This window comes from Parafrankia colletiae (assembly GCF_001854655.1).
GTDB lineage: Bacteria > Actinomycetota > Actinomycetes > Frankiales > Frankiaceae > Parafrankia > Parafrankia colletiae.
Map to the genome: position 1 here is coordinate 1 of NZ_MBLM01000130.1, position 22,309 is coordinate 22,309.

The 22,309-nt window shown below is 70.1% G+C and carries 17 protein-coding genes and 1 pseudogene; 9 read left to right on the top strand and 9 right to left on the bottom strand.

Annotation, left to right across the window (positions count from 1 at the left end; genetic code table 11):
- On the bottom strand, positions 1 to 1,042 hold a 1,042-nt coding region (locus CC117_RS20695; protein WP_071086662.1), incomplete at its 3' end, for a toll/interleukin-1 receptor domain-containing protein.
- A 796-nt stretch (positions 1,043 to 1,838) separates the two neighbouring features.
- On the opposite strand from CC117_RS20695, the gene fxsA reads away from it, so the two are divergent.
- The 3 genes from fxsA to CC117_RS20710 all read left to right on the top strand — a co-directional run bounded on the left by fxsA (position 1,839) and on the right by CC117_RS20710 (position 5,173).
- Positions 1,839 to 2,036, top strand: coding sequence for an FxSxx-COOH cyclophane-containing RiPP peptide (gene fxsA, locus CC117_RS20700; RefSeq protein WP_071086663.1), 198 nt, complete (start codon positions 1,839 to 1,841; stop codon positions 2,034 to 2,036).
- 153 nt (positions 2,037 to 2,189) lie between these two features.
- Positions 2,190 to 3,314: an FxsB family cyclophane-forming radical SAM/SPASM peptide maturase gene (locus CC117_RS20705; protein ID WP_241830290.1), complete on the top strand. Its 1,125-nt coding sequence runs from the start codon at positions 2,190 to 2,192 to the stop codon at positions 3,312 to 3,314.
- Complete coding sequence (locus CC117_RS20710) at positions 3,311 to 5,173, top strand: HEXXH motif domain-containing protein (protein WP_071086665.1); 1,863 nt, start codon at positions 3,311 to 3,313, stop codon at positions 5,171 to 5,173. Before CC117_RS20705 ends, CC117_RS20710 begins: the two co-directional genes overlap by 4 nt.
- A gap of 34 nt (positions 5,174 to 5,207) precedes the next feature.
- Here the strand turns inward: CC117_RS20710 and fxsT are convergent, their stop codons facing one another.
- The 4 genes from fxsT to CC117_RS20730 form a co-directional block, all read right to left on the bottom strand.
- Positions 5,208 to 7,742: an FxSxx-COOH system tetratricopeptide repeat protein gene (fxsT, locus tag CC117_RS20715; protein WP_116287854.1), complete on the bottom strand. Its 2,535-nt coding sequence runs from the start codon at positions 7,740 to 7,742 to the stop codon at positions 5,208 to 5,210.
- 296 nt (positions 7,743 to 8,038) lie between these two features.
- Positions 8,039 to 10,084, bottom strand: a complete 2,046-nt coding sequence (locus tag CC117_RS20720; protein WP_131803107.1) for a tetratricopeptide repeat protein — start codon at positions 10,082 to 10,084, stop codon at positions 8,039 to 8,041.
- Positions 10,081 to 10,938 (bottom strand): SIR2 family NAD-dependent protein deacylase, encoded by an 858-nt coding sequence (locus tag CC117_RS20725; protein ID WP_071086667.1) that lies wholly within the window; start codon positions 10,936 to 10,938, stop codon positions 10,081 to 10,083. The genes CC117_RS20720 and CC117_RS20725 overlap by 4 nt, the downstream gene beginning before the upstream one ends.
- A gap of 1,085 nt (positions 10,939 to 12,023) precedes the next feature.
- Positions 12,024 to 12,677 (bottom strand): hypothetical protein, encoded by a 654-nt coding sequence (locus CC117_RS20730; protein ID WP_084132490.1) that lies wholly within the window; start codon positions 12,675 to 12,677, stop codon positions 12,024 to 12,026.
- 112 nt (positions 12,678 to 12,789) lie between these two features.
- Between CC117_RS20730 and CC117_RS20735 the strand changes: the two genes are divergently transcribed.
- Positions 12,790 to 13,479 (top strand): response regulator transcription factor, encoded by a 690-nt coding sequence (locus CC117_RS20735; protein ID WP_071086668.1) that lies wholly within the window; start codon positions 12,790 to 12,792, stop codon positions 13,477 to 13,479.
- A gap of 16 nt (positions 13,480 to 13,495) precedes the next feature.
- Positions 13,496 to 15,010 carry a sensor histidine kinase gene (locus tag CC117_RS20740; protein ID WP_071086669.1) on the top strand — a complete coding sequence of 505 codons (1,515 nt, stop codon included), beginning with the start codon at positions 13,496 to 13,498 and terminating at the stop codon, positions 15,008 to 15,010.
- Between the two features lie 85 nt (positions 15,011 to 15,095).
- Here CC117_RS20740 and CC117_RS20745 read toward each other — a convergent pair whose 3' ends face one another.
- Positions 15,096 to 15,737, bottom strand: a complete 642-nt coding sequence (locus CC117_RS20745; protein WP_084132492.1) for a WD40 repeat domain-containing protein — start codon at positions 15,735 to 15,737, stop codon at positions 15,096 to 15,098.
- A 236-nt stretch (positions 15,738 to 15,973) separates the two neighbouring features.
- On the opposite strand from CC117_RS20745, the gene CC117_RS20750 reads away from it, so the two are divergent.
- Positions 15,974 to 17,605 (top strand): glycoside hydrolase family 18 protein, encoded by a 1,632-nt coding sequence (locus CC117_RS20750; protein WP_071086896.1) that lies wholly within the window; start codon positions 15,974 to 15,976, stop codon positions 17,603 to 17,605.
- Positions 17,606 to 17,623: 18 nt separating this feature from the next.
- Positions 17,624 to 18,832, top strand: a complete 1,209-nt coding sequence (locus CC117_RS20755; RefSeq protein WP_071086671.1) for a glycoside hydrolase family 64 protein — start codon at positions 17,624 to 17,626, stop codon at positions 18,830 to 18,832.
- Positions 18,833 to 18,913: 81 nt separating this feature from the next.
- Here CC117_RS20755 and CC117_RS20760 read toward each other — a convergent pair whose 3' ends face one another.
- Positions 18,914 to 19,594: a class I SAM-dependent methyltransferase gene (locus CC117_RS20760; protein ID WP_071086672.1), complete on the bottom strand. Its 681-nt coding sequence runs from the start codon at positions 19,592 to 19,594 to the stop codon at positions 18,914 to 18,916.
- A gap of 304 nt (positions 19,595 to 19,898) precedes the next feature.
- Here CC117_RS20760 and sigJ point away from each other — a divergent pair, with 304 nt between their 5' ends.
- Together sigJ and CC117_RS20770 are read left to right on the top strand one after the other, a co-directional pair.
- Positions 19,899 to 20,840 carry an RNA polymerase sigma factor SigJ gene (sigJ, locus tag CC117_RS20765; protein ID WP_071086673.1) on the top strand — a complete coding sequence of 314 codons (942 nt, stop codon included), beginning with the start codon at positions 19,899 to 19,901 and terminating at the stop codon, positions 20,838 to 20,840.
- Positions 20,837 to 21,532 (top strand): NAD(P)-dependent oxidoreductase, encoded by a 696-nt coding sequence (locus CC117_RS20770; protein ID WP_071086674.1) that lies wholly within the window; start codon positions 20,837 to 20,839, stop codon positions 21,530 to 21,532. Before sigJ ends, CC117_RS20770 begins: the two co-directional genes overlap by 4 nt.
- On the opposite strand, the pseudogene CC117_RS40605 reads toward CC117_RS20770, so the two are convergent.
- Positions 21,446 to 21,646: pseudogene (locus CC117_RS40605) on the bottom strand (maleylpyruvate isomerase N-terminal domain-containing protein); the annotation flags it as partial. The gene CC117_RS20770 and the pseudogene CC117_RS40605 sit on opposite strands and share 87 nt — an antisense overlap.
- Positions 21,647 to 21,884: 238 nt before the next feature.
- Positions 21,885 to 22,289: an SRPBCC family protein gene (locus CC117_RS20775; protein ID WP_071086675.1), complete on the bottom strand. Its 405-nt coding sequence runs from the start codon at positions 22,287 to 22,289 to the stop codon at positions 21,885 to 21,887.
- Positions 22,290 to 22,309: the final 20 nt, after the last annotated feature.

A 22,309-nucleotide genomic window follows, 5' to 3' on the forward strand; every position in this document is an offset into this window, starting at 1 on the left:
TGTCCACATCCCACACCCGCGCCGTCCTGTCCCAGGAACCCGTCGCGAGAAGCTTTCCGTCCGGCGAGAACGCCGTGGAGTGCACCCAGTCCGTATGATCCTCAAGCCTCACCCGCTCCGCGCCGCTCGCCACATCCCACACCCGAACAGTCCGATCCCGAGAGCCCGTCGCCAGCAGCKCACCATCCGGCGAGAACACCACCGAGCACACCCACTGCGAATGCCCCTCAAGCTTCACCACCTCCGCGCCGCTCGCCACATCCCACAGTCGAACAGTCCGATCCCGAGAGCCCGTCGCCAGCAGCGCACCATCCGGCGAGAACACCACCGAGCACACCCAGTCCGTATGACCCTCAAGGGGCGCTCGGGCCACGTGACGCGCCACATCCCACAGCCGAACAGTCCCATCCCGCGAACCCGTCGCCAGCAGCGCACCATCCGGCGAGAAAAAGACCGACTCGACGGCGCCGGTGTGGCCGACCAGGGCCTGGGTTTCGGGCTCTCCGGACCCCCCGATCCGCTGTTCCGGCGGGAAGGGCGKCTCGGCCCTCGGGGGCGTCGCCTGGCCAGGCAGCGGAAACGGCGGCTCGGCTGACGGCTTCGCCCTGTTCCCCAGCGCGTGGCCGACGCGTTCGAGAAGACAGGCGCGGGTGGCCTCCGGCGACAGCCCGAACAGGTCGATCCCGACCAGGTTCCGCAGCAGACCCGGCTGTTCACACTCCTCGATCCGCACCGGGAGAAGCTTCCGGGCGAAGCCATCGGGATCATCCGCGCGGGCCGCGCGCCATTCCGCGCCGGCGTACACCGAACCGAGATAGACGGTGGACAGCAGCGCGATGGTCCGCCGCGCTCCGATGATCCCCTGGTTGATGCGCTGTACCCGGTCCGAACCCGGCACCGTGTCCCAGGCCTGGAGCATGACCCGAAAACCGGCCTCCTCCAGATGCCAGGCCACCCACTCCGCCCAGCGGACGTCGGCAGGGTCATACGAGACGAAGAAGTCCCACGCGAACGACCCGTCGCCGTTTCCTGGATCCAACACGCAGCTGATCCTCCCTGTTGGAAGGCCGGCCGTACCCGACTGATGTCACCAACGAAATGTGACATAGAGACTTCCGGGCAACAGTGTCCACCGCCTCCGGCCACACTGCCGGGACCACCCACGCCGACACCGCACACCACGGTCGCACCCACGCCACCCCGCGCGGGGCGGTGTGGGTGCGACCGACCCGCTCATCATCCGACACGGGAGCCCCAAGGAAGGGCTTCAGCCGGTTCGGCCGCCAGGCCGGGGCCTGGGGTCCAGCGTGCGGCCCCGGGGATTGCCAGACCGGCCGCGCTGCCCAGGCGGTCCGAGATGCGGCCCGGATAGCCCGGGAAACGGCGCGTCCGACCGGGCTGCGCGCCACTCACATCGCACGATCCACCAGGCGGATGAGGCCCGGGTTCCGCATGGAGACCCTGCGCCGATCTGCCACCGGTCAGCAAACACACGGCCGACGTCCGGCACGATCGACGCACCTGCTCCGGGCCGGGTCGGTCGGCTCATCGGCCCAGCCCATGGCTGCCATGCCGCCCCGACCACCACACCATCTCTCCACGAGTTTCACCGAGAAAACCGCCCGGGCCACGATCATGGCAGGTCAGCAGGCCGGTCCGGGTGCGGCGCCTCAGGGCGGCAATGGTTGCGCCGTTGCGGAGAAAATCGGACACTCTTATTTCCCATCCAAGTTGGGTGCCGCTCGAGGCGTTCCTCATGACCTGCCCAGCCCGTGTCTGCTGGCCTTGCGCCCCCAGACCGATCGGCCACCGCCACAGGCAACAGAAGGAGATCGCGGGTGAACGAGTCTCCGTCGGAGATCGTGACGGATCTCGTCGACCTGACAGAGGTCGACTTCGAGCAGCTCAGCTCGATACCGTCCCACCAGACCGGGGAAACATCCCCGGATTCGGCACTCGCACATGCCCTGCAACGGATTCTTCGGGAGGCGAAAAACCCGGCCAGCGCCATTGCCGGTTTCCAGTCGTCCATCTGAACGGTCGACAGAACCGGAAATGGTGGTCCCATGGTCGTGCCGTTCACGAGCCCCGGGAGACCGCCGACAGGCGGGCCCGGGGATTTTTCGGTGGGGCTCAGATCCAACCCGGAACCGAAAAGCGGGTGGAGGGCGGAGCCTTTTCGGCAGTTCGTGCTCAAGATTGCCAGCCGCTGCAATCTTTCCTGCAGCTACTGCTACATGTACGAGATGGCGGACCAGAGCTGGCGGGAGAGACCGACAGTGATGGCCCTCGACGTACTCGCCCTGACAGCTCACCGAATCCAGGAACATGCCAGAGCGCACGCACTGGCTTCGGTCCACGTGATTCTGCACGGCGGCGAACCGCTGCTGGCCGGGGCCGCGTGGTTGGACAGGGCATTGACCATTCTGCGAGCCACCGCACCCCGGGAGGTGTCACTGGATCTCGCACTGCAGACCAATGGGCTTCTCCTCGACGAGGACGTCCTGACCGTCCTGCACCGGCACGGCGTGCGGGTCGGCGTCAGCCTCGACGGCCCCGCTTCCGCCCACGACAGGCACCGAATGTCCGCGGCGGGCAGGGGCAGCCATGCCCAGGTCGCGGCCGCCTTGGCGCGACTGGGCAGCGAACGGCACCGGAAGCTGTTCGCCGGCCTGCTGTGYGTCGTCGACCTTGGGAACGACCCGCTGGCGGTCTTCGGTGAGCTCCTGCGCCACGAGCCACCCACCATCGACTTTCTGCTTCCGCACGGCACCTGGAGYACACCGCCTCCCGGCCGGGTACCGGGCGATCCTCGCACCCCGTATGCGGACTGGCTCATCCCAGTGTTCGACGAGTGGTATGACGCGCCCCGGCGGCGCACCGACATCCGACTCTTCTCCGAAATCATCCACGTCCTGCTCGGCGGGCAGAGCGGCACTGAGGAGATTGGTCTGACCCCCAGCAGCGTCCTCGTCGTGGAGACGGACGGCGCTCTGGAGCAGGTCGATGYACTCAAGGCCGCCTATCCGGGGGCAGCCGCAACGGGCCTGACCGTGGYGGACGRTCCCTTCGACCWGACTCTGACCCACCCCGGCGTGATCGCCAGGCAGCAGGGAGTCGTCTCCCTGTCGGACGAATGCCGTCGCTGCGAGATCCTGGAGGTCTGTGGTGGCGGCTACTATCCACACCGCTATCGGGCGGGCGCGGGGTTCGTCAACCCGTCCGTCTACTGCCCCGATCTGCTGGCGCTGATCCGGCACATCCGCGGCCGGGTGCGGACCGACCTGCTGCGCCTCACGACGCAGGCCAGGTGAACGAGGCACACCGCCTGGCCCGGGCGGATTTCGACGCGCTCGCGACCGGTGGTGGCGGCCCCTCGACCCTGGCCGCTCTCTGGCAGATGCAGCTGAGCAGACGGATCCTGCTCGTTCACCTCTTCGCCGAAGTGTCGCGGAGGCAGGAGCCGCAGACCTTCGCCGAAGGTGGCTTCCCCGACGCCCTGACCGTGTTGGCCGAAACGCGCCGCAAAGCTCCGGAAGCCGCCGCCGCAGTGCTCCTGGATCCCCAGGTCGGTGGCTGGATCATGCACTGCCTGCGGTTGATGCTCGGCCCCACCGGTCAGCAGGCCTCGGCGGGACCTGATCTCGGTCATTTCGGAGCCGTGGCGGCCGCCGCGGCCTGGCGCGCCGGCCTCACTTTCGAGACGACCGTCAGCGTCCGCGACGGATCCGTGATGATCCCGACGGTGGGGCTGTTCAGGACGGAGGCCGCGAACGGATGGGGGCGGGCACAGGCGCATGCCCCCGCCGGGACGTTGAGAATCATCTGCGGGGACGAGACCGTCAGCGTCCCCGACTCGAGCCGGTCCGAGGAGAGTTCGGCCGAGGGGAACGTTTCCGGACTGACCGGCTGGGCGCACTGGCTGCCTCTGCGGCAGCTGCGGTCCACCGTTGACGGGCGATCGCTGAGGGTCGTCCTGGATGATCTTGATCCGTTCCGCGGCTTCGCCGGGCTCCGCAACGCCCAGCGCCTCGCCCCGGCTGAGATCATGGGCTGGAACGCGCGGCTGGACGAGGCCTGGGAGCTGCTCGTGCGACATCTGCCGAAGCAGGCCGACGCGGTCGCCGCCGGGGTTCGCTGTCTGGTGCCGCTCGACCCCGACCCGATGGCGCGCAAGCTCAGCGCCACCTCCGCCGACGCGCCCGGTGCCGTCGGGCTGAGTCCGGCCGCCGACGGGCTCGAGCTGGCGACAGCGCTGGTCCACGAGCTGCAGCACACCAAACTCGCTGCTCTGCAGGACGCTGTCAGGCTCTGTGAGCCCGGTGGAGACCTCCACTACGCGCCCTGGCGCTCCGACCCGCGTCCACTCAGCGGAATGTTCCAGGGGGTCTACGCCTATCTCGGCCTGACCGAGTTCTGGGGCACCTACCGTCGGACAGCCGAAGAGCCATGGTTGTGGTTGRCCCACTTCGAGTTCGCGCGCTGGCGCGAAGCCGTCCGTCGGGTGCTCGGCGAACTGCGCAGCTCCGCCTACCTGACGGCGCTGGGGCGTGACTTCCTCGCCGGGATGACGACGAGCACCGCCCGGTGGTGCGCCGAGGCGGTTCCTGCACTCCCCCGCGGACTGGCACGGGTAGCCGCGGCCGAGCACTGGACGAGCTGGCGGCTGCGCAACGTCGACGTGGACCAGGGCTGGGTCTCCCTGGCGGCGGACGCATGGCTGGCGGGGCGACCCGGCCCGGACTGGCGAACAGCCTCAGGGGCCGTGCGTGGTGCCCCGCGGGGTGAGATCCGCAGCCCCTACCTCTCGCTCGCCCATCTTCTGCTGCGGGAACCAGACCGCTTCGCGGCCCTACGCCGCGATCTTCACGACCCGGATCTCCCCCTGTCTGCTGTCCCCGGCGCGTCTACGGCAGACCTGCTTCTGATCGCGGGTGACCGCCGGGCGGCCCGGAATGCCTACCTGCGGGAGATCGCGCACACGCCGGAGCGGACCGAGGCCTGGGCGGGCCTCACACTGGCGCACCGCACGATGCACACCGCCGCTCAACGAGTCCTCATCGCACGCCCGGAGACCATCTGCACGTTGCACCGGTGCCTCCGCGAGCGCACCGGTGCCGGGCCGGACCCGGAGGCCCTCGCAGGGTGGCTCGATGCGCAGGCCCATGAATAGCAGCCGACAGTGTTACGCCGGGCCCTTCCTGAGATCAGAGCGGGTTCGGCTCGAAGTCGAAGTCCAGCCGCTCGCCCTCCACCGCCGCGACGACGTCCGGATGCCCTGAGAACAGGACCTCGTGGTAGCGCTCGTTCGTCTCAGCCGCCAGAGCGTCGGCTTCGTCGAGACGACCGACCTGCCGGAGGTCGAGGGCGTAGTTGGTGGCACAGACCAACGTGTGTGGATGATTCGGCCCGAGCAGCTCGCGGAAGCGCGGCAGCGTCTCGGCACCGATCTGGAGCGCCGCGGGGGCATCCCCACTTTCCGAGATGGCCGTGGCGAGATTGGCGAGGCAGGTCAACGTGTAGTGGTGATCCTGCCCCAGCCGATCGGTCAGGCCGGCCAGCGATTTGTCCAGGATACTGCGGGCCTCGGTGAGATCACCCATCTGYCGCCTCACCAACGCGAGGTTGAGCGCGCTGCCGTAGGTGTAGGGGTGGGCCGGACCCAGCGCGTCCGCGAACCGGCTGACGGTGCGGTTGATGCGGTTGAAGGACTCCTCGGTCCGATTGACCGCCCGCAGGGCATTGCCGAGGTTCAGCCCGGCGTAGAGGCGGTCGGGGTGGTCCGGGGGATGGCTCGTCGTGTATTTCTCGTAGGTCTCCTCGGCGAGGGCCAGCGCCTCGACGAAGTCACCTGCCTTGCGCCGGTTCACCGACAGGATCCTGGCTGCGCGCAGAACGTCCGCATGCAGCTCACGAAGCGTGCCGCGGGCGATCAGTTCACGGTAGAGCGAGTAGGCTCGCTCGGCGGTGCGCCGGCCCTCCGGGTACAGCCCGGCCTGGCGCTGGTCCATTGCCAGGGTCGCCTGCGCCCGCACCACGTGGATGCTGTCGTCCGCGCCGAAGAAGATTCGGCGGTCGTCGTAGTTCCTTTCGCTCAGTTCGAGCGCGCCCTTGTAGTCACTGGTGAGCCCCAGGTCGACCGAGAGGTTGTTGAGAGCGTAGAACGTCAACAGGTGGTCCGCGAAGACCTCCTGGTGCAGCTCGACCGACTCCTCGTCCAGCACCCGGGCTCCGGCGAACTCGCCCCGGGCGCGAAGGTCCGCCCCGTGCCCACTGAGAAGGGCCAGCGTTTCCTCGTGGGCGGGGCCCAGCGTTTCCCGCATGCGCTCCAGTGTCGAGCGGCGCAGTTCGTAGGCGTCCTGGTACTCGCCGGACGCCCACAGCAGGTTGCACTTGTGCCCGGTCATGACCAGGACGTGACGATCGTCGGGGCCGGAGTCCTCACTCCACCTCGTGATCGCGTGATCCGCTTCCTTGAAACCGACCTCGTTGTCCCCGGAGGCGTACAGATAGCGGACGATGTTGGTGAACAGATCCCGGGAACCGGGATCCTGGCATTCGACCAGATGGGAACTGGTCGCGTGTGCCGACAGTTCCGCGTAGCTGGGCCAGTTCTTGGGGTCGTTCGGGTTGCCAGGGTCCGCCACCGCGAGGATCAGATGGACGTCATGGCGGATCTTCTCCGCCTCCGCCGCGTTCAGCTCCTCCCGGACAAGCCGCTGAACGAGCCGGTGGACCTGCAGGGTGTTCTCGTTGTTGTCGATGCGCGCCAGCGCATATCGACCGAGCTCCCGAGTCGCCCGTGCGAGGAGAAGCCCGTCGGAGAGAAATCCGCGCATGGGCTCATCCAGGGCGAAACGACCGTTGCTGAAGAAATCCCGGCGAATCGGTTCCGGCCCGAAGAAAGYGCACCGCCGCAGCAGCTCCAGCGCCTGGGGATTGTGTTCGGCCACAGCCGTCTTGGAGACGCTCCAGGCCGCGGCCACGGTCTGCGGATAGTCCGCCGGCAGGTTCTCGGCGAGGAGTTGACTCGCCTTCTCCGCGAAGAGGGCAAGGTACTCGTCGACGGTCATGCCACTTTCGGCCTGCAGGGCACCGGCCTGCTCCAGCGCGAGCGGCAGGTCACCCAGTTCCTCCGCGAGAAGATCGGCGCTCTCCGGCGCGATCCCAGGAACCCGGCGCTGGAGGAACTCCAGGCTCTCGGTTCGGGCGAAGACGTCGACCTCGATCGTCTCGACCACGCTCTGCCAGCGGCGGTTGCGAGAGGTGATGAGGAGGTGCCCGGTGCCCTGCGGCTGAACACCCTTGAGGTCCTCGGGCTGATCGGCGTTGTCGAAGATCAGTAGCCAGCGTGTGTATGGCTCGCCTCTGCGGAGGGCGTCGAGTACGGCCGCGACGGCATCCTCCGTCCGGTCCAGCGGAACGTTGAGACCGAGGCGGGGTGCAAGCGCGGCCAGGCCAGCCCGGACCAGACCGGGCTGATCGGCCGACACCCACCAGACCACCTCGTAGTCGCGCGCGAAGCGGTAGGCGTATTCCATGGCGAGCTGGGTTTTACCGACACCGCCGAGGCCGTACACCGCCTGGGGCAGCACAACAGTCGTCTTCGTGCCGAGACGTTCCCGCAGCTCGGAGAGCAGATACGTCCGTCCGGTGAAATTCTTGTTCCGCTGCGGAACGTTGCCCCAGACCGCGGGCACCCGCTCCCCTCCACCGGAGCTGTCCCCCGAGATGCCGCTCACCAGCACTTCCTCCCGCCCCGCCGTGCACACGACAAATTGATTGTATCCCGCTACCCATACGTAACCGGTCGAACTGGTTGGCCGTCATGAACCCGTACCGATCGACTCCAAGCAGCAAGCAGAACCCTTGACCCAACCATCTAACCCCGCCGAGGGTCCGGATTGGGCCGTCGGAGGCCCTACGGCGTTGCCCGGTCACTACTGCGCACCAGGACGCACGCAATCGGGCCGCATTGACCGGTTCCGGTCAGGATGTTTGCTGCTTAGCACAAGCCCGAAAACGGACGCATCAACGGTCAGCCGTCCTCCTGCTCCGGGGCGAGCTCGTCCAGCAGCTGCCGGGCGCCTGCACGCTGGTGCGGCATGAGCGGCGGGTCCGCGTTCTCGAGCGCTGCTCGAAGATGGGCGACGGCGCGCATGGTGTCTCCGCTTCTGGCCGCGACCACCCCCGCGCGCCAACGTATCGCGCCGTCTGCCGGCTCCTTGGCAAGCGCCTCGGTCGCGAGCGCCCGCGCCTCGTCGATCCGCCCCAGCTCTGCCAGGGCGTGCGCCCGGGCGGCCAGCACCGGAGGTCTCTTCGCCACGGCGGGCCTGAGCCTGGCGAGATTGTCCAGATCCGCCAGCGCACCGGCGAAGTCCCCCAGCTCGGTGCGCACGGCGCCGCGCCCGGCCAGTGCGTCCACAGTGGTCGGCGCGTAGCTCAGCACCCCGCCGTAGGCGCCCTCCGCGCCGCGGAGCTGACCCGCCTGGCGCAGCGCGTGCGCGAGCTCGGTCCGCAGCATCACATCGCCCTGCAGCCGGGTGACGGCACCCTGCAGGTCGCTCAGGGCCTCRGCGTGGCGACCTGCCCGCAGCAGGAGCTGACCGATCGCCGCCAGCAGCATCCCGACCGCCGTCGAATCCTGCACCAGTTCGAAAAGCACCGCCGCCCGGCGATAGCGCTTCTCGGCATCCTCGTAGCGATCACTCTGATAGGCGAGATTTCCGAGAAAGGACTCGGCCTCCCCCAGGGTGCGGGGATCGCCCTCAGCCAGCCGAACCGCCTCCAGCGCGTGTTTGTTGGCGAGTTCGAGCTCTCCGTCGGCGAGCGCCCACTCGGCTGCCCGCAGGTAGTCGATGGCCTGGCCCGGCTGCCCGTCGTCACTGTCGAACGAATGCCGAACACCCGCCCTGACCGGCTCGATGAGGCGGTCGTGCTGGAGCTCGAACCAACGGGATCCAGAACGCCATTCCACTTTCAGCAGATGCCGGTCCACCAACGCGTGGACGACGGAGTTCTCCATTCCCGCGGTCTGACCGTTGCCCTCGTAAACCGTGTTGCGAGTACCCAGCTCGGTCAGAAAGGACCTCGCCAACCAGTCACGCAGGTCGAGTTCGGTGAGACCGTGGTCGCGGGCGACGTCCGCGATGGCCCGCAGACAGAAGTCCGCTACCGTTCGCCTTACGTCACCGTGGTCACGCAGGTGTTTCTCCGTGATCACGCTGACATCGGCGGGCAGCGCGTCCCAGAGAGCGGAGCAGACCACCTGCATCTGAACCGGCTCGACCGTCTCCGACCTGAAGACCGTGGTGTTCCCCAGCCTGTCGGTGAAGTCACTCGTGCACAGATCCTCGACAAGACGCTCGGCGACTCCGGGAGCGAAGGAACGACCGCTCCCCGCCAGGGGGCGCGCGACCGCGCGCACTGCGGCTTCCACCGACAACGAGTCGACCCGAAAACGCGTCCTGGATTCTCCGGAGATAACGGCCTCGTGCGGAAGCAGGCTGGCCAGGCTGTCTTCTCTGATCGAGATCAGCAGGCGGAGGCGCGGTATCGCCCGGACAGCATCCGCAAGATGCTCGATGAACTCGCCCCGATACTTCTGGCGGGACGGATGATCCCGAAAAACATCCTCGAAACGATCGATCACAGCGAACAGCGGGAGCGGATCGCCATATCGGTCGCGACGTTCGGTACGCCGTTCCAGGAACTCGGTGACCGAGATTCCGGAAAGCTGGTTCGGTGAATCATGCGGTGACCATGACGACAGCAGCGCGAACGTGTACGGGTTGTGCTGGGAACGCGCCGCGGTGGGAACCGGCGAGGAGTGCGACACCCGCCCTGGTGGCAGGATCTCCGCAGATCCGCCGGCGACCTGGGCCACGACTCCAGCGGCCACGAGCGACGTCTTGCCGACCCCGGAGGCACCGTACAGCACGAGTAGTCGGTGGGCGGACCACAGGGTCGCAACCTCGATCGACTCGCGCTCCCGGCCAAAGAAGAGATCTTCCTCRTCTGCCCGGTACGAGCGCGGCCCCACATAGGGCGACCGGCGTGGTCCGGCCGGCGAGGCCGCTGTCACGCCGACCCCATCAGGAACCGCAGCCGCTCGCAGAACTCCGTGGCACTGCCCCAGAAAACCGTGATGTTCCGCTTGTCGAAGTACTTGTCGAGATAGGCCCGCGCACGAGCGTCGAGGCCGGCTTCTCCGTTACCGTTCGGCGCAAGCTGCACACTGATGTGCCGCCGCAGGTGGACCGGTGCCAGTGCACGCAGCAACGTATGAAAGAGAATCCGGAAGTTCCAGTCCCCGAACCTGTAGCCGATGAACAGCAACGGAGTGTTCTTGAGGGCCGGAAGCACCGAGATCGGAATAATCTGCTGTATCGCGGTGCGGTTGGCCGAAAGATTTGCCATGAAGTCAAGATAGTCGTCTTCGGTGAGCACGAGGGTATGCGGATCTCCGAGATTCCCGTACAGATGGAAGACAATCGGCCTGTCGACCTGCGGGCGGTCGAAGTCGTGGTTCGGAGCGCCTACCCCCGATCCGGGCTGTTCACCTCGCCCACAGACCAGAGTCCGGGGATTCTTTCCGGATGCCCGGAGCGCGTCCGTCATGAAGTTGTCATAATTGGTCGTGACGTAGACCTTGACGGGAAGCTCGGCCAGCAGCGCATGAGGCTCCGAGAGGTCGGAGAAGTCCGGCTGGCCTCTGGCGGCCAGCTCCGCACCCAGTCGCTCCTTGATGTAGAGGTCCTCACCCTCTACCGTGGCCGCATACTGCATGACGCGAGGGAGCTCGGTCGCCGAGTCCGGAAACGGGTAGTTGTAGCGGGCGGCCCAGTCGGCGCTGAGGAGCCCGGCCGTGGGCAAGGTCGGATGGCAGACATCAGCGCCGAGGAACGGGGTGCACTCGCCGTTGCGAAGCTGGTTCACGAGCCGATCCCATGCTCGGTCTTCCACCCTGACTCCCGGCCGGTCCGTCCGCATGCCTCGCGGCACCTGACACTCGACGAACTGTAGTAGGGCGACAGTRCAGGCTGGAACGCGGGTGGACAGACTGCCGACCCCAGTCTGCCACGGTGTAGCCGATGACGCCGCCCGGTGTAGGATATTTCGGATGTGGCGCGACCCGCACCCAAAACACCGGGYCAGGGCACCTCACCCGAAATCCTCACTATTGCCTGGTAGAGAAATTGGATCCGCCAACACCAGGCAGTTCGGCCGATCCAGGCGATCTCACTCGCTGCGGAAACTTGTGCCGACCGGGTTCGCACTGCCGGTGGAGCGGAGCCATGGTTCAGCGGGTCCGACGGCCATACTGCGCGGCCACACTCCAGTAGATCATATGTTGCCCTCAGCGCGCGCGGGCTGCCGGCTCAGCGTGAGCACACGGCCGTCTTCGAGCGCGCCGACCCAAGCGTTCCCGCCGGGCGAAGAAGGCGACTCCGGGATCGCCCCGGAGGATTTTCTGCCATGCCGCCGGGAACGAGACGGCGGCCGTTCCAGGTGAGCGGGACGCCGGTCACGGGCTGTGGCTCAGCGGAGCCGGCCGGCGCATAGGACCAGGTCGTCGACGTGGTGGACGCCGGCTCCGCTGACAGGCACGGCCGGGCCACGACGGCGGCACCGCACCGCACCGCGCCGCGCCGCCGGACGTCATGTCACATTCGCTCGGCGTTGCGCGTCCACCAGGGCAGGAACCAACCGCGGCGGACGCGGGTCTCTTCCGCTGAAGCCGATCACCCGGTGCCAGCGTCAGGCCGGCGACATGACCGACCAACGCCCCGAGCCGGTACTCCGGGCACGGTGTAGCCAGGGCAAGCGTCCCGTCGGGGAGGTTGCGGAGCACGGTCGCCATCGACCGGGCAGCCGGTCCAAGATCGATCATGTCAGCCTCCAGCAGTGAGATCGCAGTGTTCCCGCCAGCCCACAGCAGGCAGGCGCGCTACCACTCCCCTGCCTGCTATGGCTGGCCCGGGCCTGCGAACTCATCGGACCCCTGCGGCCATGAGCCCCCGTCAGGTGATCTGGACGGAGGGTGGATGACCGTTCCAGGTGACGAAACACGAGGACGTCCGACCGTCGCGGCTGAAGTCGACCCGTAGCCACCCCTCGGCCTGCCAGGCCTGAACCGTCCAGCCGGGCTCCGGGGTGGCCGACACCAGGCGGGCGGAGACCTCGGTCGTCTCGATCACGACGCGTCCTCCGTCCAGCTGGTAGCTCTGGGCTGCGGGAGCGCCGGCGGCTGCCGGTGTGGGGGTCGCGGTCGACGGGGGGAACGCGGCCGGGTCACTGGTGCCGGTTCCGGCACGGGGGGCTTCCGCCGGACCGGGCGAACGCGGCAGCGCGCCCTCCACCGCGGGTCCGGGTGACGCGGGCCCGGTTCCAGCCCCGGATCCGCTCCCATCCCCCGTTCCAGCCTCGGTCAGGGCCTCGGTGGTCGCCGGCGTCGAGGATGCTGACGGCGGCCCGGGCAGCGCCGAGGGCGAGCCGAGCGGCGCACCGTTCGGGGAGCCGGGCCTGGCCGTCGGCGGGTCGAGGGCGACGGCTGACGCCGGCCGCTCGACGAGCGTCTCCCCCGCGAGGACGTCGGAGACGGCGAACCAGGACAGGGTGACGGCGAGCGCCGTGGCGACCGCCCAGGCGGCCAGGCGGCTCAGTGTCCCAGCCATTGCGGTGCGATATTGCCATATCCGTGACAGTTCAGGTCGACGGCGTCGCCCACCGCCGCCCCGCCCGTCGGGAGGAGTCACCCCATGACGTCGCAGGCGAGCCGGTAGCCGGGTGGCGACGATCCTGGTCGTCGAGGACGACCCGTACGTGCGCGCCGCGCTGGTGCGGCACCTGTCAGCGGCCGGGCACGCGGTGCGCAGCGTCGGCGCGGCGCTCGACGCACTGCGGGAGGTGACCCAGGTCGGCTGTGACCTCGTCCTGCTCGATCTGGGTCTGCCGGATCTGGACGGGGCCGCGGCGTTGCGGATGCTGCGCGGTGTCAGCGACGTCCCGGTGGTCGTCGCGACGGCGCGGGGAGACGAGCCGGCCATGGTCCGGCTGCTGCACAGCGGCGCCGACGACTACCTGGTGAAACCGTTCTCCCCGGAGCATCTCGACGCACGTGTCACTGCCGTGCTGCGCCGCTCGGGTCCCCCCGCCACCGCCGGCCGCACGCCGGCGTTCCGGGTGGGTGACCTGGTGGTCGACCCCCGGCAGCGCACCGCCGTGGTGGACGGGCGGGAGCTCGAGCTGACCCGGCGTGAGTTCGACCTGCTCGCCTACCTGGCCGCCCGCCCCGGTGAGGTCGTGCCGCGCCGCGAGCTGCTGGCCGCCGTCTGGCAGCAGGCGTACGGCGGCGACCAGACGATCGACGTCCACCTGTCGTGGCTGCGGCGCAAGCTCGGGGAGACGGCGGCCCGGCCGAGGTATCTGCACACGGTGCGCGGCGTCGGGGTCAAGCTGGATCCTCCTCGCCCATGAGGCCAGCGAGGCAACGATGAGGTGGGCGCTTGCCCGGGTCTCGATCGCCGTGACGACGATGGTGGCGCTGGCGTTCCTCGTCCCGCTCGTGCTGACGGTCCAGCGCACCGCGCATGACCGGGCGTTCACCGACGGCGAGCGCCGGGCCGCCGAACTCGGTCCGGCGCTGGCGGTCACGACGGACCAGGCGGCACTGCGCCGTGCCCTGGCCAGCACCCGCGGCGGAGCCGAGGGCCGGGTCGCGGTCCACGTCCCTGCTCCGGGGTCCACAGCAGCGCGGACCCGGGCCGCGCCCCTCGTCACCGTCGGTCGGTCACGGGTCGGGGACAGCGAGCTGGCCTCCGTCGCGCGCGCCGGGAGCTCGGCGGTGGTCGCGGTTCCCCGCGGGTCCGTCCTGCTGCGACCCGTCGCGGTGACGGGTGCGCGGATCGCGGTGATCGAGGTGTTCATCCCGGACACCGAGCTTGACCGGGGCGTCGCGCGGGCCTGTCTCGTGCTGGGCGGCGTCGCCGCGGCGCTGGTGCTGGCCTCGGTGCTGGTCGCCGACCGCCTCGGCACCCGCATCGTGCGGTCGGCCCGTGGCCTTGCCCGCGCCGCGCGGGAACTGGGCGCGGGCGACCTGACCGCCCGCGCCCACGTCGCCGACCAGGCCGCGCCCGCCGAACTGCACGAGGCGGCCGTCGCCTTCAACACGATGGCCGACCGGGTCCGGATGCTGCTGGCGGCCGAACGGGAACGAGCCGCGGACCTGTCCCACCGGCTGCGCACCCCGTTGACCGTGCTACGCCTCAACACCGCCGCTCTGGGCGGCGGCTCCTTCGACGGCGACGGTGAGGCCGACGGCTGGGTCGACGGTTCCGCTGACGGCCGAGTCGGCGGCGGCCTCGCGGGCAGCGGTCATGGAGGTGACGCGGCGGCTGCGGCGGCGGCCACGGCTGTCCGGCATGCCGTGGCGCAGCTCGAGCACGAGGTCGACTACATCATCCGCGCGGCCCGGGCGCTGGGTGACGAGCAGGTCGTCGCCCCACGCTGCGACGCCGCCGACGTGCTCCGCGACCGTGCCGACTTCTGGTCCGTGCTTGCCGAGGACCAGGGACGCAGCTGGTCGGTCTCCGGAGTGGGCCGGCCGGCCCCGGTCCCGGTGGCACCCGCGGAGCTCGCGACCGCGCTGGACGCTCTGCTCGGCAACGTCTTCCGACACACCGCCGAGGGCGTCGCCTTCGCTGTCCACCTTCGGCGGACCGACCAGGCTGTCACCGTGCGGGTGCTGGACGCCGGTCCGGGGGTCGCCGACCCGGCCGCGGCGCTTCGCCGGGGTGGCGGGGCCGGCGGAGCGGGCTCGACCGGACTCGGGCTCGACATCGCCCGGCGCCTCGCCGAGTCGACCGGCGGTGAGCTGACAGTCGGCCGGTCCCCGCTCGGCGGCGCGGAGCTACGGCTGCGGCTGCGCACCGAGACCTCCGCCGCCGGCGCACCGGCCGGCAGGCGCCGCACACGCCACCGACGAGGCTCCCGGACCCGCGCACGCTGAGTCTGCCGTCCCACCGGCTCCTCCGTCCGGCCCCCGTCGCCGACCGCGTTCCCTCAGTGCTGTCGGTCAGGGGCGAGGGGTCTTCTCACGGCGCCAACAACCGCACCGTCTGGTCATCGGAGCCGACGGCGAGGATGCGCCCGTCCGGGGAGAACGCCACGGACTCCAGCCGGTCGGTGTGGCCGGTGGGGGTTTGGCCGAGGAGGGTTGGTCTGGTGCGGTCGGTGACATCCCAGAACCGCACCGTGCGGTCGGTGGAGCTGGTCGCGAGGGTGCGTCCGTCCGGGGAGTACGCGACCGCTGCCATCGCGTCGGCGTGGCCGGTGAGGGGCTCGCCGAGGCGGGTGGGGTTGGTGCGGTCGGACATGTCCCAGAACCGCACCGTGCCATCATCGGAGCTGCTGGCCAGCGTGCGTCCGTCCGGGGAGAACACCACCGACCGCACCCAGCCGGTATGGCCGTGGAGGGTCTTTTCGAGCGGGGCGGCGTGGGACCACTCCTCGGGGGTCGCACCGGGCAGGGGGGCATCCGCTTCACTGCCTGGCCAGACCAGCGCGATCATCACGGTCAGCGCGATCAGCAGGACCGTGGCCAGCGCGAACAGGACCTTCCGCCGCCTCGGCTTCCGCCACGGCCGAGGCTCGGCGCCGACTTCGAGCCACTCGCCGATCATGCTGTGCTGAGGCGCGGGCGCCTCGTACTGACCGCCCCTGAATGCTCTCGCCATGACGCGATCACCCTAGCGCTGCAGGGGATCCGCCCACTTCCGCACGGGAACGATCAACCGGATGGGCTCAGACGCCCTCTCGAAGGATCCGGTTCCAGCCGACTCCGACCAGCGAAACGCCGACACCCTAAGCAGGCCTTAAGGGCGTTTCTGCGCTGGCTAAGCACAGCCGGCGGACGTCGTACCTGCCCTTAGCGTCCACCCGCAGATCACCCAGCGCGGGAGGTATGTACGACATGTCGTCTTCGCGAGGCCGGCACCGTCGCCGCCGTCGTCAGATCATCTCCGGTGGCGCGGCCGCGCTCACCCTCGGCGGCGGGATAGCCCTGGCCGCGGTCATGCCCGGCACGGCCGACGCCGCCGGGCTCGGCGCGGCCTACAGCCGCACCGGCGACTGGGGCACCGGCTACTCGGCCCAGTACCGGGTGACCAACTCGGCGGACGCGCCGGACGGCTTCGCCCTCGAGTTCGACCTGCCCGAGCGGGCGCGGCTCACCTCGCTGTGGAACGCCGCCTACACGGTGGACGGACGGCACGTCACCGTCACCCCACCAGCCTGGCAGCCCACGCTCGCCTCCCGGGAGTCACTCGACGTCGGCTTCGTCGTCGCGGCGCCGGACGGCGTCGCCGACCCCGCCAGCTGCCGGATCAACGGCGCGGACTGCACCACCGGCCCCGGCACACCCGGCACCCCCGGCAGCCCTGGCAGCCCCGGCAGCCCCGGCAGCCCCGGCGCGGAGCCGTCCGTGGCGCCGTCCGCCACCGCGCCCGGGACCGCGCCGCCGTCCACCAGTTCTCCGCCCGTCCCGCCCACCGACGAGCCGACGACCGGCGGGCCGACGGCGGCCCCGACCACCTCGGCCCCGCCGCCCTCGAACGGGTCCGGCGGGTCCGGCGGGTCCGGCGGCGCAGGTGGTTTCGGCGGCGCAGGTGGTTTCGGCGGCTCAGCGGGCTCAGGCGGGTTCGCGCCGTACGTCGACACCTCGCTGTATCCGCCTTACGACCTGGTCGCCACGGCGCAGGCAACCGGACTGCGGGACGTCACCCTCGCCTTCGTGGTGGCCGGCGGGGGCGGCTGCACACCCAGATGGGGCGGCGTCACCGACCTCACGATGGACGGGGTGCCCGGCCAGATCGGCCGCTTCAGGGAACTGGGCGGGGACGTCCGGGTGTCGTTCGGTGGAGTCGCCGGCACCGAGCTGGCCCGGGCCTGCTCGACCGCGGGCGATCTCGCCGCCGCCTACCGCCGGGTGGTCGATGTCTACGGGGTGACCCGCCTGGACTTCGACGTCGAGGGCGCCGCCCTGCCCGACGTCACCGCGAACACCCGGCGGGCCCAGGCGATCGCCCAGCTCCAGCGGGAGGCCACAGCCGCCGGCCGGCACCTGGACGTCTCGTTCACGCTGCCGGTGCTGCCGTCCGGCCTCACTCAGGACGGGGTCGACCTGCTGGCCAACGCCCGGGACAACGGCGTGACAGTGGACGCTGTCAACGTCATGGCGATGGACTACGGCGACGGCGCGGCACCGAACCCCGCCGGCCGGATGGGCCAGTACGCGATCGACGCCGCCACCGCCACGCAGGCCCAGATCAGGGGCGTGTTCGAGCTGTCGGACGCGCAGGCGTGGGCGCGGGTGGCGGTCACCCCGATGATCGGCGTGAACGACGTCGCCAGCGAGGTGTTCACCCTGGCGGACGCACAGCAGCTGGTCGACTTCGCCGACCGGGTCGACCTTGCCTGGTTGTCGATGTGGTCGCTGACCCGCGATCAGCCCTGCCCGGGCGGCCCGGTCTCCTACGCCCAGCCGACCTGCGGCGGCCTCGCCACGGCACCGCTCGACTTCACCCGCGTGTTCAACGCCTTCTGAGCCAACGAAAGGCATCTCATGCCGAACCGCCGCACCTTTCTGCTGGCGGCGTCCGCCGTGGCCGCCGGCTCCGCCGGGGGCGCCGCCTGGTCCGTCACCGGCGGAGCCGGCGGCCACGGCCAGGAGCACCCGCTCGCCGCGACGCTGGCCGCCGCCTCCAGCGGCACCGGTCTGCCACTGACCGTGGTGAACCACACCTACCGGTATGCGAACAACCAGATCTGGCTCTACGTCGTCGGTACGGATCTGACGACCGGCCGGCAGGTGTACGCCCGTCCCGACGGCAGTCTCGCCCAGGTCTCGCCGGCCGACAACGGCCCGGACGGCTTCGCGGACCTCGCCATCCCCCTCGTGCCGGACGGCGACACGCCGTTCGTCGTCCCGCCCGCGATGTCCGGGCGGATCTACGTGTCCACCGGGGCGAAACTGCGCTTCAAGGTGGTCGCCGACGGTGCGGGCGCCCCGGCCCTGCAGCATCCGGCCGGCTGGGTGCGCAGTGATCCCAGCTTCGGCGTGGTGCACGACTTCGTCGAGTTCACGCACAACGCGGCCGGCATGTTCTGCAACACCACGGCCGTCGACATGTTCAGCGTGCCGATGGCGCTGCGGCTGCGCGGCGCCGCCGACCAGACGACCGGCCGGCTGGCCGCGGGCGGCCGGGCCGCGGTCTTCGACGCGCTGCGGGCCCATCCCACGTTCACTCCCCTGGTCGTCGGCGACACCCGGGTGATCGCGCCCGGGCACGGTCTGGAAGCCGGCGTCTTCCCCGCGTCCTACTACGACGGCTACATCGACGCGGTGTGGCGCCAGGCCGCCACCCGTCCGCTCACCGTCGACGTCGGGACGCGCACCCACACCGGCACGGTGGACGGTGGCCTGCTGCGCTTCGACGGCGGCGTCGCGCCCTTCGCGAGGCCGAGCACGCGGGACGTCCTGTTCTGCGACGGCGCGCTCGCGGCGCCCAACGACGGTGTCACCGGCCCGGTGGCCGCCGTGCTGGGCGCCGGCTTCAACCGGTCGACCCTGCTGACCCAGCCCACCCAGCCGGCGACGGACCCGGCGGGCTTCTACCGCGACCCGACCACCAACCACTACGCCCGGGCGCTGCACGAGCACACCGAGGACGGCCGCGCCTACGGCTTCGCCTTCGACGACGTCGCCGGCTTCGCCTCCTACATCCAGGACACGGCGCCGACGTCGGCGACCCTCTGGCTGACCCCCTTCTAGAAACCCGCCGCCCCGGGACCCCTTCCCGGGGCGGCGAACCTCAGGCGAATCCCAGGCGCATCTCGGGCCTTCAGGCGAACCTCAGCGGAGCCGACGCGCGCGCAGGACAACATCGTCGACGTGGTGGGCGCCGGCTCCGCCGACCGGCGCGACGCGCGGCCGCTGCTCGTCCACCTCCACCACCCAGTCGTCGTCGAACAGCGCGGCCATCATCGCGGGCCACACGAAGTCGGCCGGGTCGAAGCCGCCGTCGTGCTGGGGATGGGTGTCCACACCGGCGTGGTGCACGAACAGCAGCACACCGCCCGGTGCGACAGCCGCGAGCAGCGCCCGCTCGGCCGCGGCGTCGGACGTCCGCAGCAGGGCCGGGTACTGGGCGGAGACCAGGTCGAAGGACGCCGGTGCGAACGCCGCCTCCGTGAGTTCGGCATGCACCCACCGCACCGTGACACCGGCGTCCCGCCCGTGCCTGGTCGCCCGCTCCAGCGCCACGGCCGAGACCTCGACCGCGGTCACGTCCCAGCCGTGGTTCGCCAGCCAGATGGCGTCCGCTCCCTCGCCGCAGCCGACGTCCAGCACCCGGCCGGGCGTCAGGCCGGCGACCTCGGCCACGAGTGCGCCGTTGGGCTGGCCGCTCCACAGCTGTTCCCGTTCGGCGTACCGCCTGTCCCACTGCTCCTGCACCGCGGGGTCTCCGAGGAAGGCGTCGGTGGGCGAGGGGGCGTGGGAGGTGGGCGATCCGGCCGCAGCGTTGTCGATCATTCGACCACTCTCATCCATGACGTCCCTCACCCCCAAGCTTCTTTGCCGTTTCGGCAAGCAGCCCACGGTCATCACCCCACGGCCGGCCGAGCAGGCCATGCAGGCGCGGGCCGCCGGACGAACCCCGCTGGTCACGGCACCAGGCACTGGTTGGCGGGGGTGGCCCTCACAGCGATGGCGGCCGAACCATCGGCGACAGCGGTGACCGTCACCTCGATGTCGAACCGCCGGACGTCATGTCACATTCGCTCGGCGTTGCGCGTCCACCAGGGCAGGAACCAACGGCGGCGGAGGTCTCACGGCGATGACGACGCACCAGGCGTGGACGACCGCGCAGTTCGAGGCGCAGCGACAGCACCTGTTCGCGGTCGCCTACCGGATGCTGGGTTCGCGCGCTGATGCCGAGGACGCCGTCCAGGAGGCGTGGCTGCGGCTCAACGGCGGCGCGCCGGACACAATCGCCGACCTGCGGGGCTGGCTCACGACGGTCATCGGACGGATCTGCCTGGACATGCTGCGCTCCCGCCGGGTTCGTCGGGAGAACCATCAGGGCACCTGGCTGCCCGAACCGCTCGTCGTCGCCGACGCCCAGGACGGGCCCGAGCAGCAGGCCGAGCTCGGCGACGCCGTCGGGATGGCGCTGCTCGTCGTGCTGGAGACTCTGACACCAGCCGAACGGCTCGCGTTCGTCCTGCACGACGTCTTCGCGGTCCCCTTCGAGGAGATCGGGTCGATCCTTGACCGGACACCCGCGACCGCCCGCCAGCTTGCCAGCCGGGCGCGCCGCCGGGTCCGCGGGGCCCCGACCGCGACGCAGACCGATCCCGCCCGGCAACGCGAGGTCGTGACGGCGTTCCTGGCAGCCGCTCGCGGCGGCGACTTCCACGCGCTGCTCGACATCCTTCACCCCGACGTGGTCTTCCGCATCGACATCGGCTCCCGCCCCATGCCGATACCACTGCCCGGACTGATCAGCGGYCGCGAAGCAGTTGCCAGGCATGCCGCCACGGTGGGACCGCGTTTCGCCCAGCTGTGTCACCCGGCGCTGGTCAACGGAGCCGCCGGAATCATCGCTCGAGGGCCGGACGGCGTCATCGCGGTCGCCGGAATGACCGTCGTCGACGCCACTGTCGTCGAGATCAACCTGATCCTCGATCCGGTGAAACTGGATGCCGTCGAGCCCCGCGAACAACCGGAACCACACGTGCCTACAGGCGCACCTGAACGAGGAGGAACGACACAGTGAGAATCGCCGTCTTCGGAGCCAACGGGCCCACCGGTCGGCTGCTGACCGAGCAGGCGCTCGCCGCCGGCCACGAGGTCGCCGCGGTGACCCGGCGACCGGCGGAGTTCCCGATCACGCACCTTCGCCTGGACGTCGTGGAGGCCGACGCCCACGATCGGCCGGCCGTCGACCGAGCCGTCAAGGGAGCCGACGCGGTGCTGTCCACGCTCGGCGTGCCGTTCACCCGCCGGCCTGTCGACGTCTACAGCGCCGGAATCCACACCATCGACGCCGCGATGCGCCGGCACGGGGTCAGGCGCCTGGTCGCAGTGAGTTCCAGCGCCACCGAACCGCATCATCACGCCGACGGCGGCTTTCTGATGAACCGGATTCTCCAACCAGTACTCACCGCCACCATCGGCAGGACCACCTACGCCGACATGCGCCGCATGGAGGAATTCGCGCGTGCCAGCGATCTGGACTGGACGATCATGCGCCCCTCGGGTCTGTTCGACGCGCCTGGCGTGACGAGCTACGGCCTTCAGGAGAACCAGGCGGCCGGCATCTTCACCAGCCGCGCGGACCTCGCCGCCAGCATGCTCGGGCAGGCCACCGACATCCGGTTCCTACGGAAGTTCGTCGCCGTGACCACCTCCGAAGGCGCCCCGACGCTGTTCCAGATGCTGCGCAGGGAGGCATTCAAACGAGACTGACGCCACCGCCAGGCCGGCGACATGACCGACCAATGCCCCGAGTCGATAGTCCGGGCACGGTGTGGGCAGGGCAAGCGTCCCGTCGGGGACGTTGCGGATCACGGTCGCCATCGACCGAGCGGCGGTCCAAGATCGATCTTGTCAGCCTCCAGCACTGAGACGCGGTGTTCCCGCGCGCGGGAACGCGCGCTACCGCTCCCTGCTGTGACTCGGCCTGCCAGCCGAACTCATCGGTCCCCACACACTCAGACCTGACCTTGGCCCTGAACGATCCTCACCTGGCGGCGGGGCGGGGGCGCACTGCCCCTTGCGCACCCGGCCCGGCCAGCGCACCCGGCCCGGCCGGATGCATCTACCGCCCCTGGGACTCCAGGAGGTTCCGCAGTCGGGCGAGATCCGCACGCACGTGCGCCACGTCCCGGTCGAAGGCGTCATCCGCCACGCCGGGAAGCTGGAAGAGCGTGAAGACGACCTCGCTCCCCTCGCCGTTGCGAAGCACGCGGAGCGGGTTGTGCGTCACCGTGCCGTCCGGGAGGGTCACGTCGTGATCGAGCACACCGTGCTCCACCGGACCCGAGAAGGACACCTCGGCCTTTCCCATCGGCGAGTCCGTCACCCAGCGCCCTTCCTCGCACCGGATGCCACTGCTGAGTCCCGCGGCCCACAGCGGAAGGTTCTCCGGGTTCCCCGCGAAGGCGGCGACCGCCTCGGGGGCGCGCTCGATGGGCTGGGAGAGGTGCAGTGCTCGCCAGGTCATCCGAACAGGTTACGAGAAGC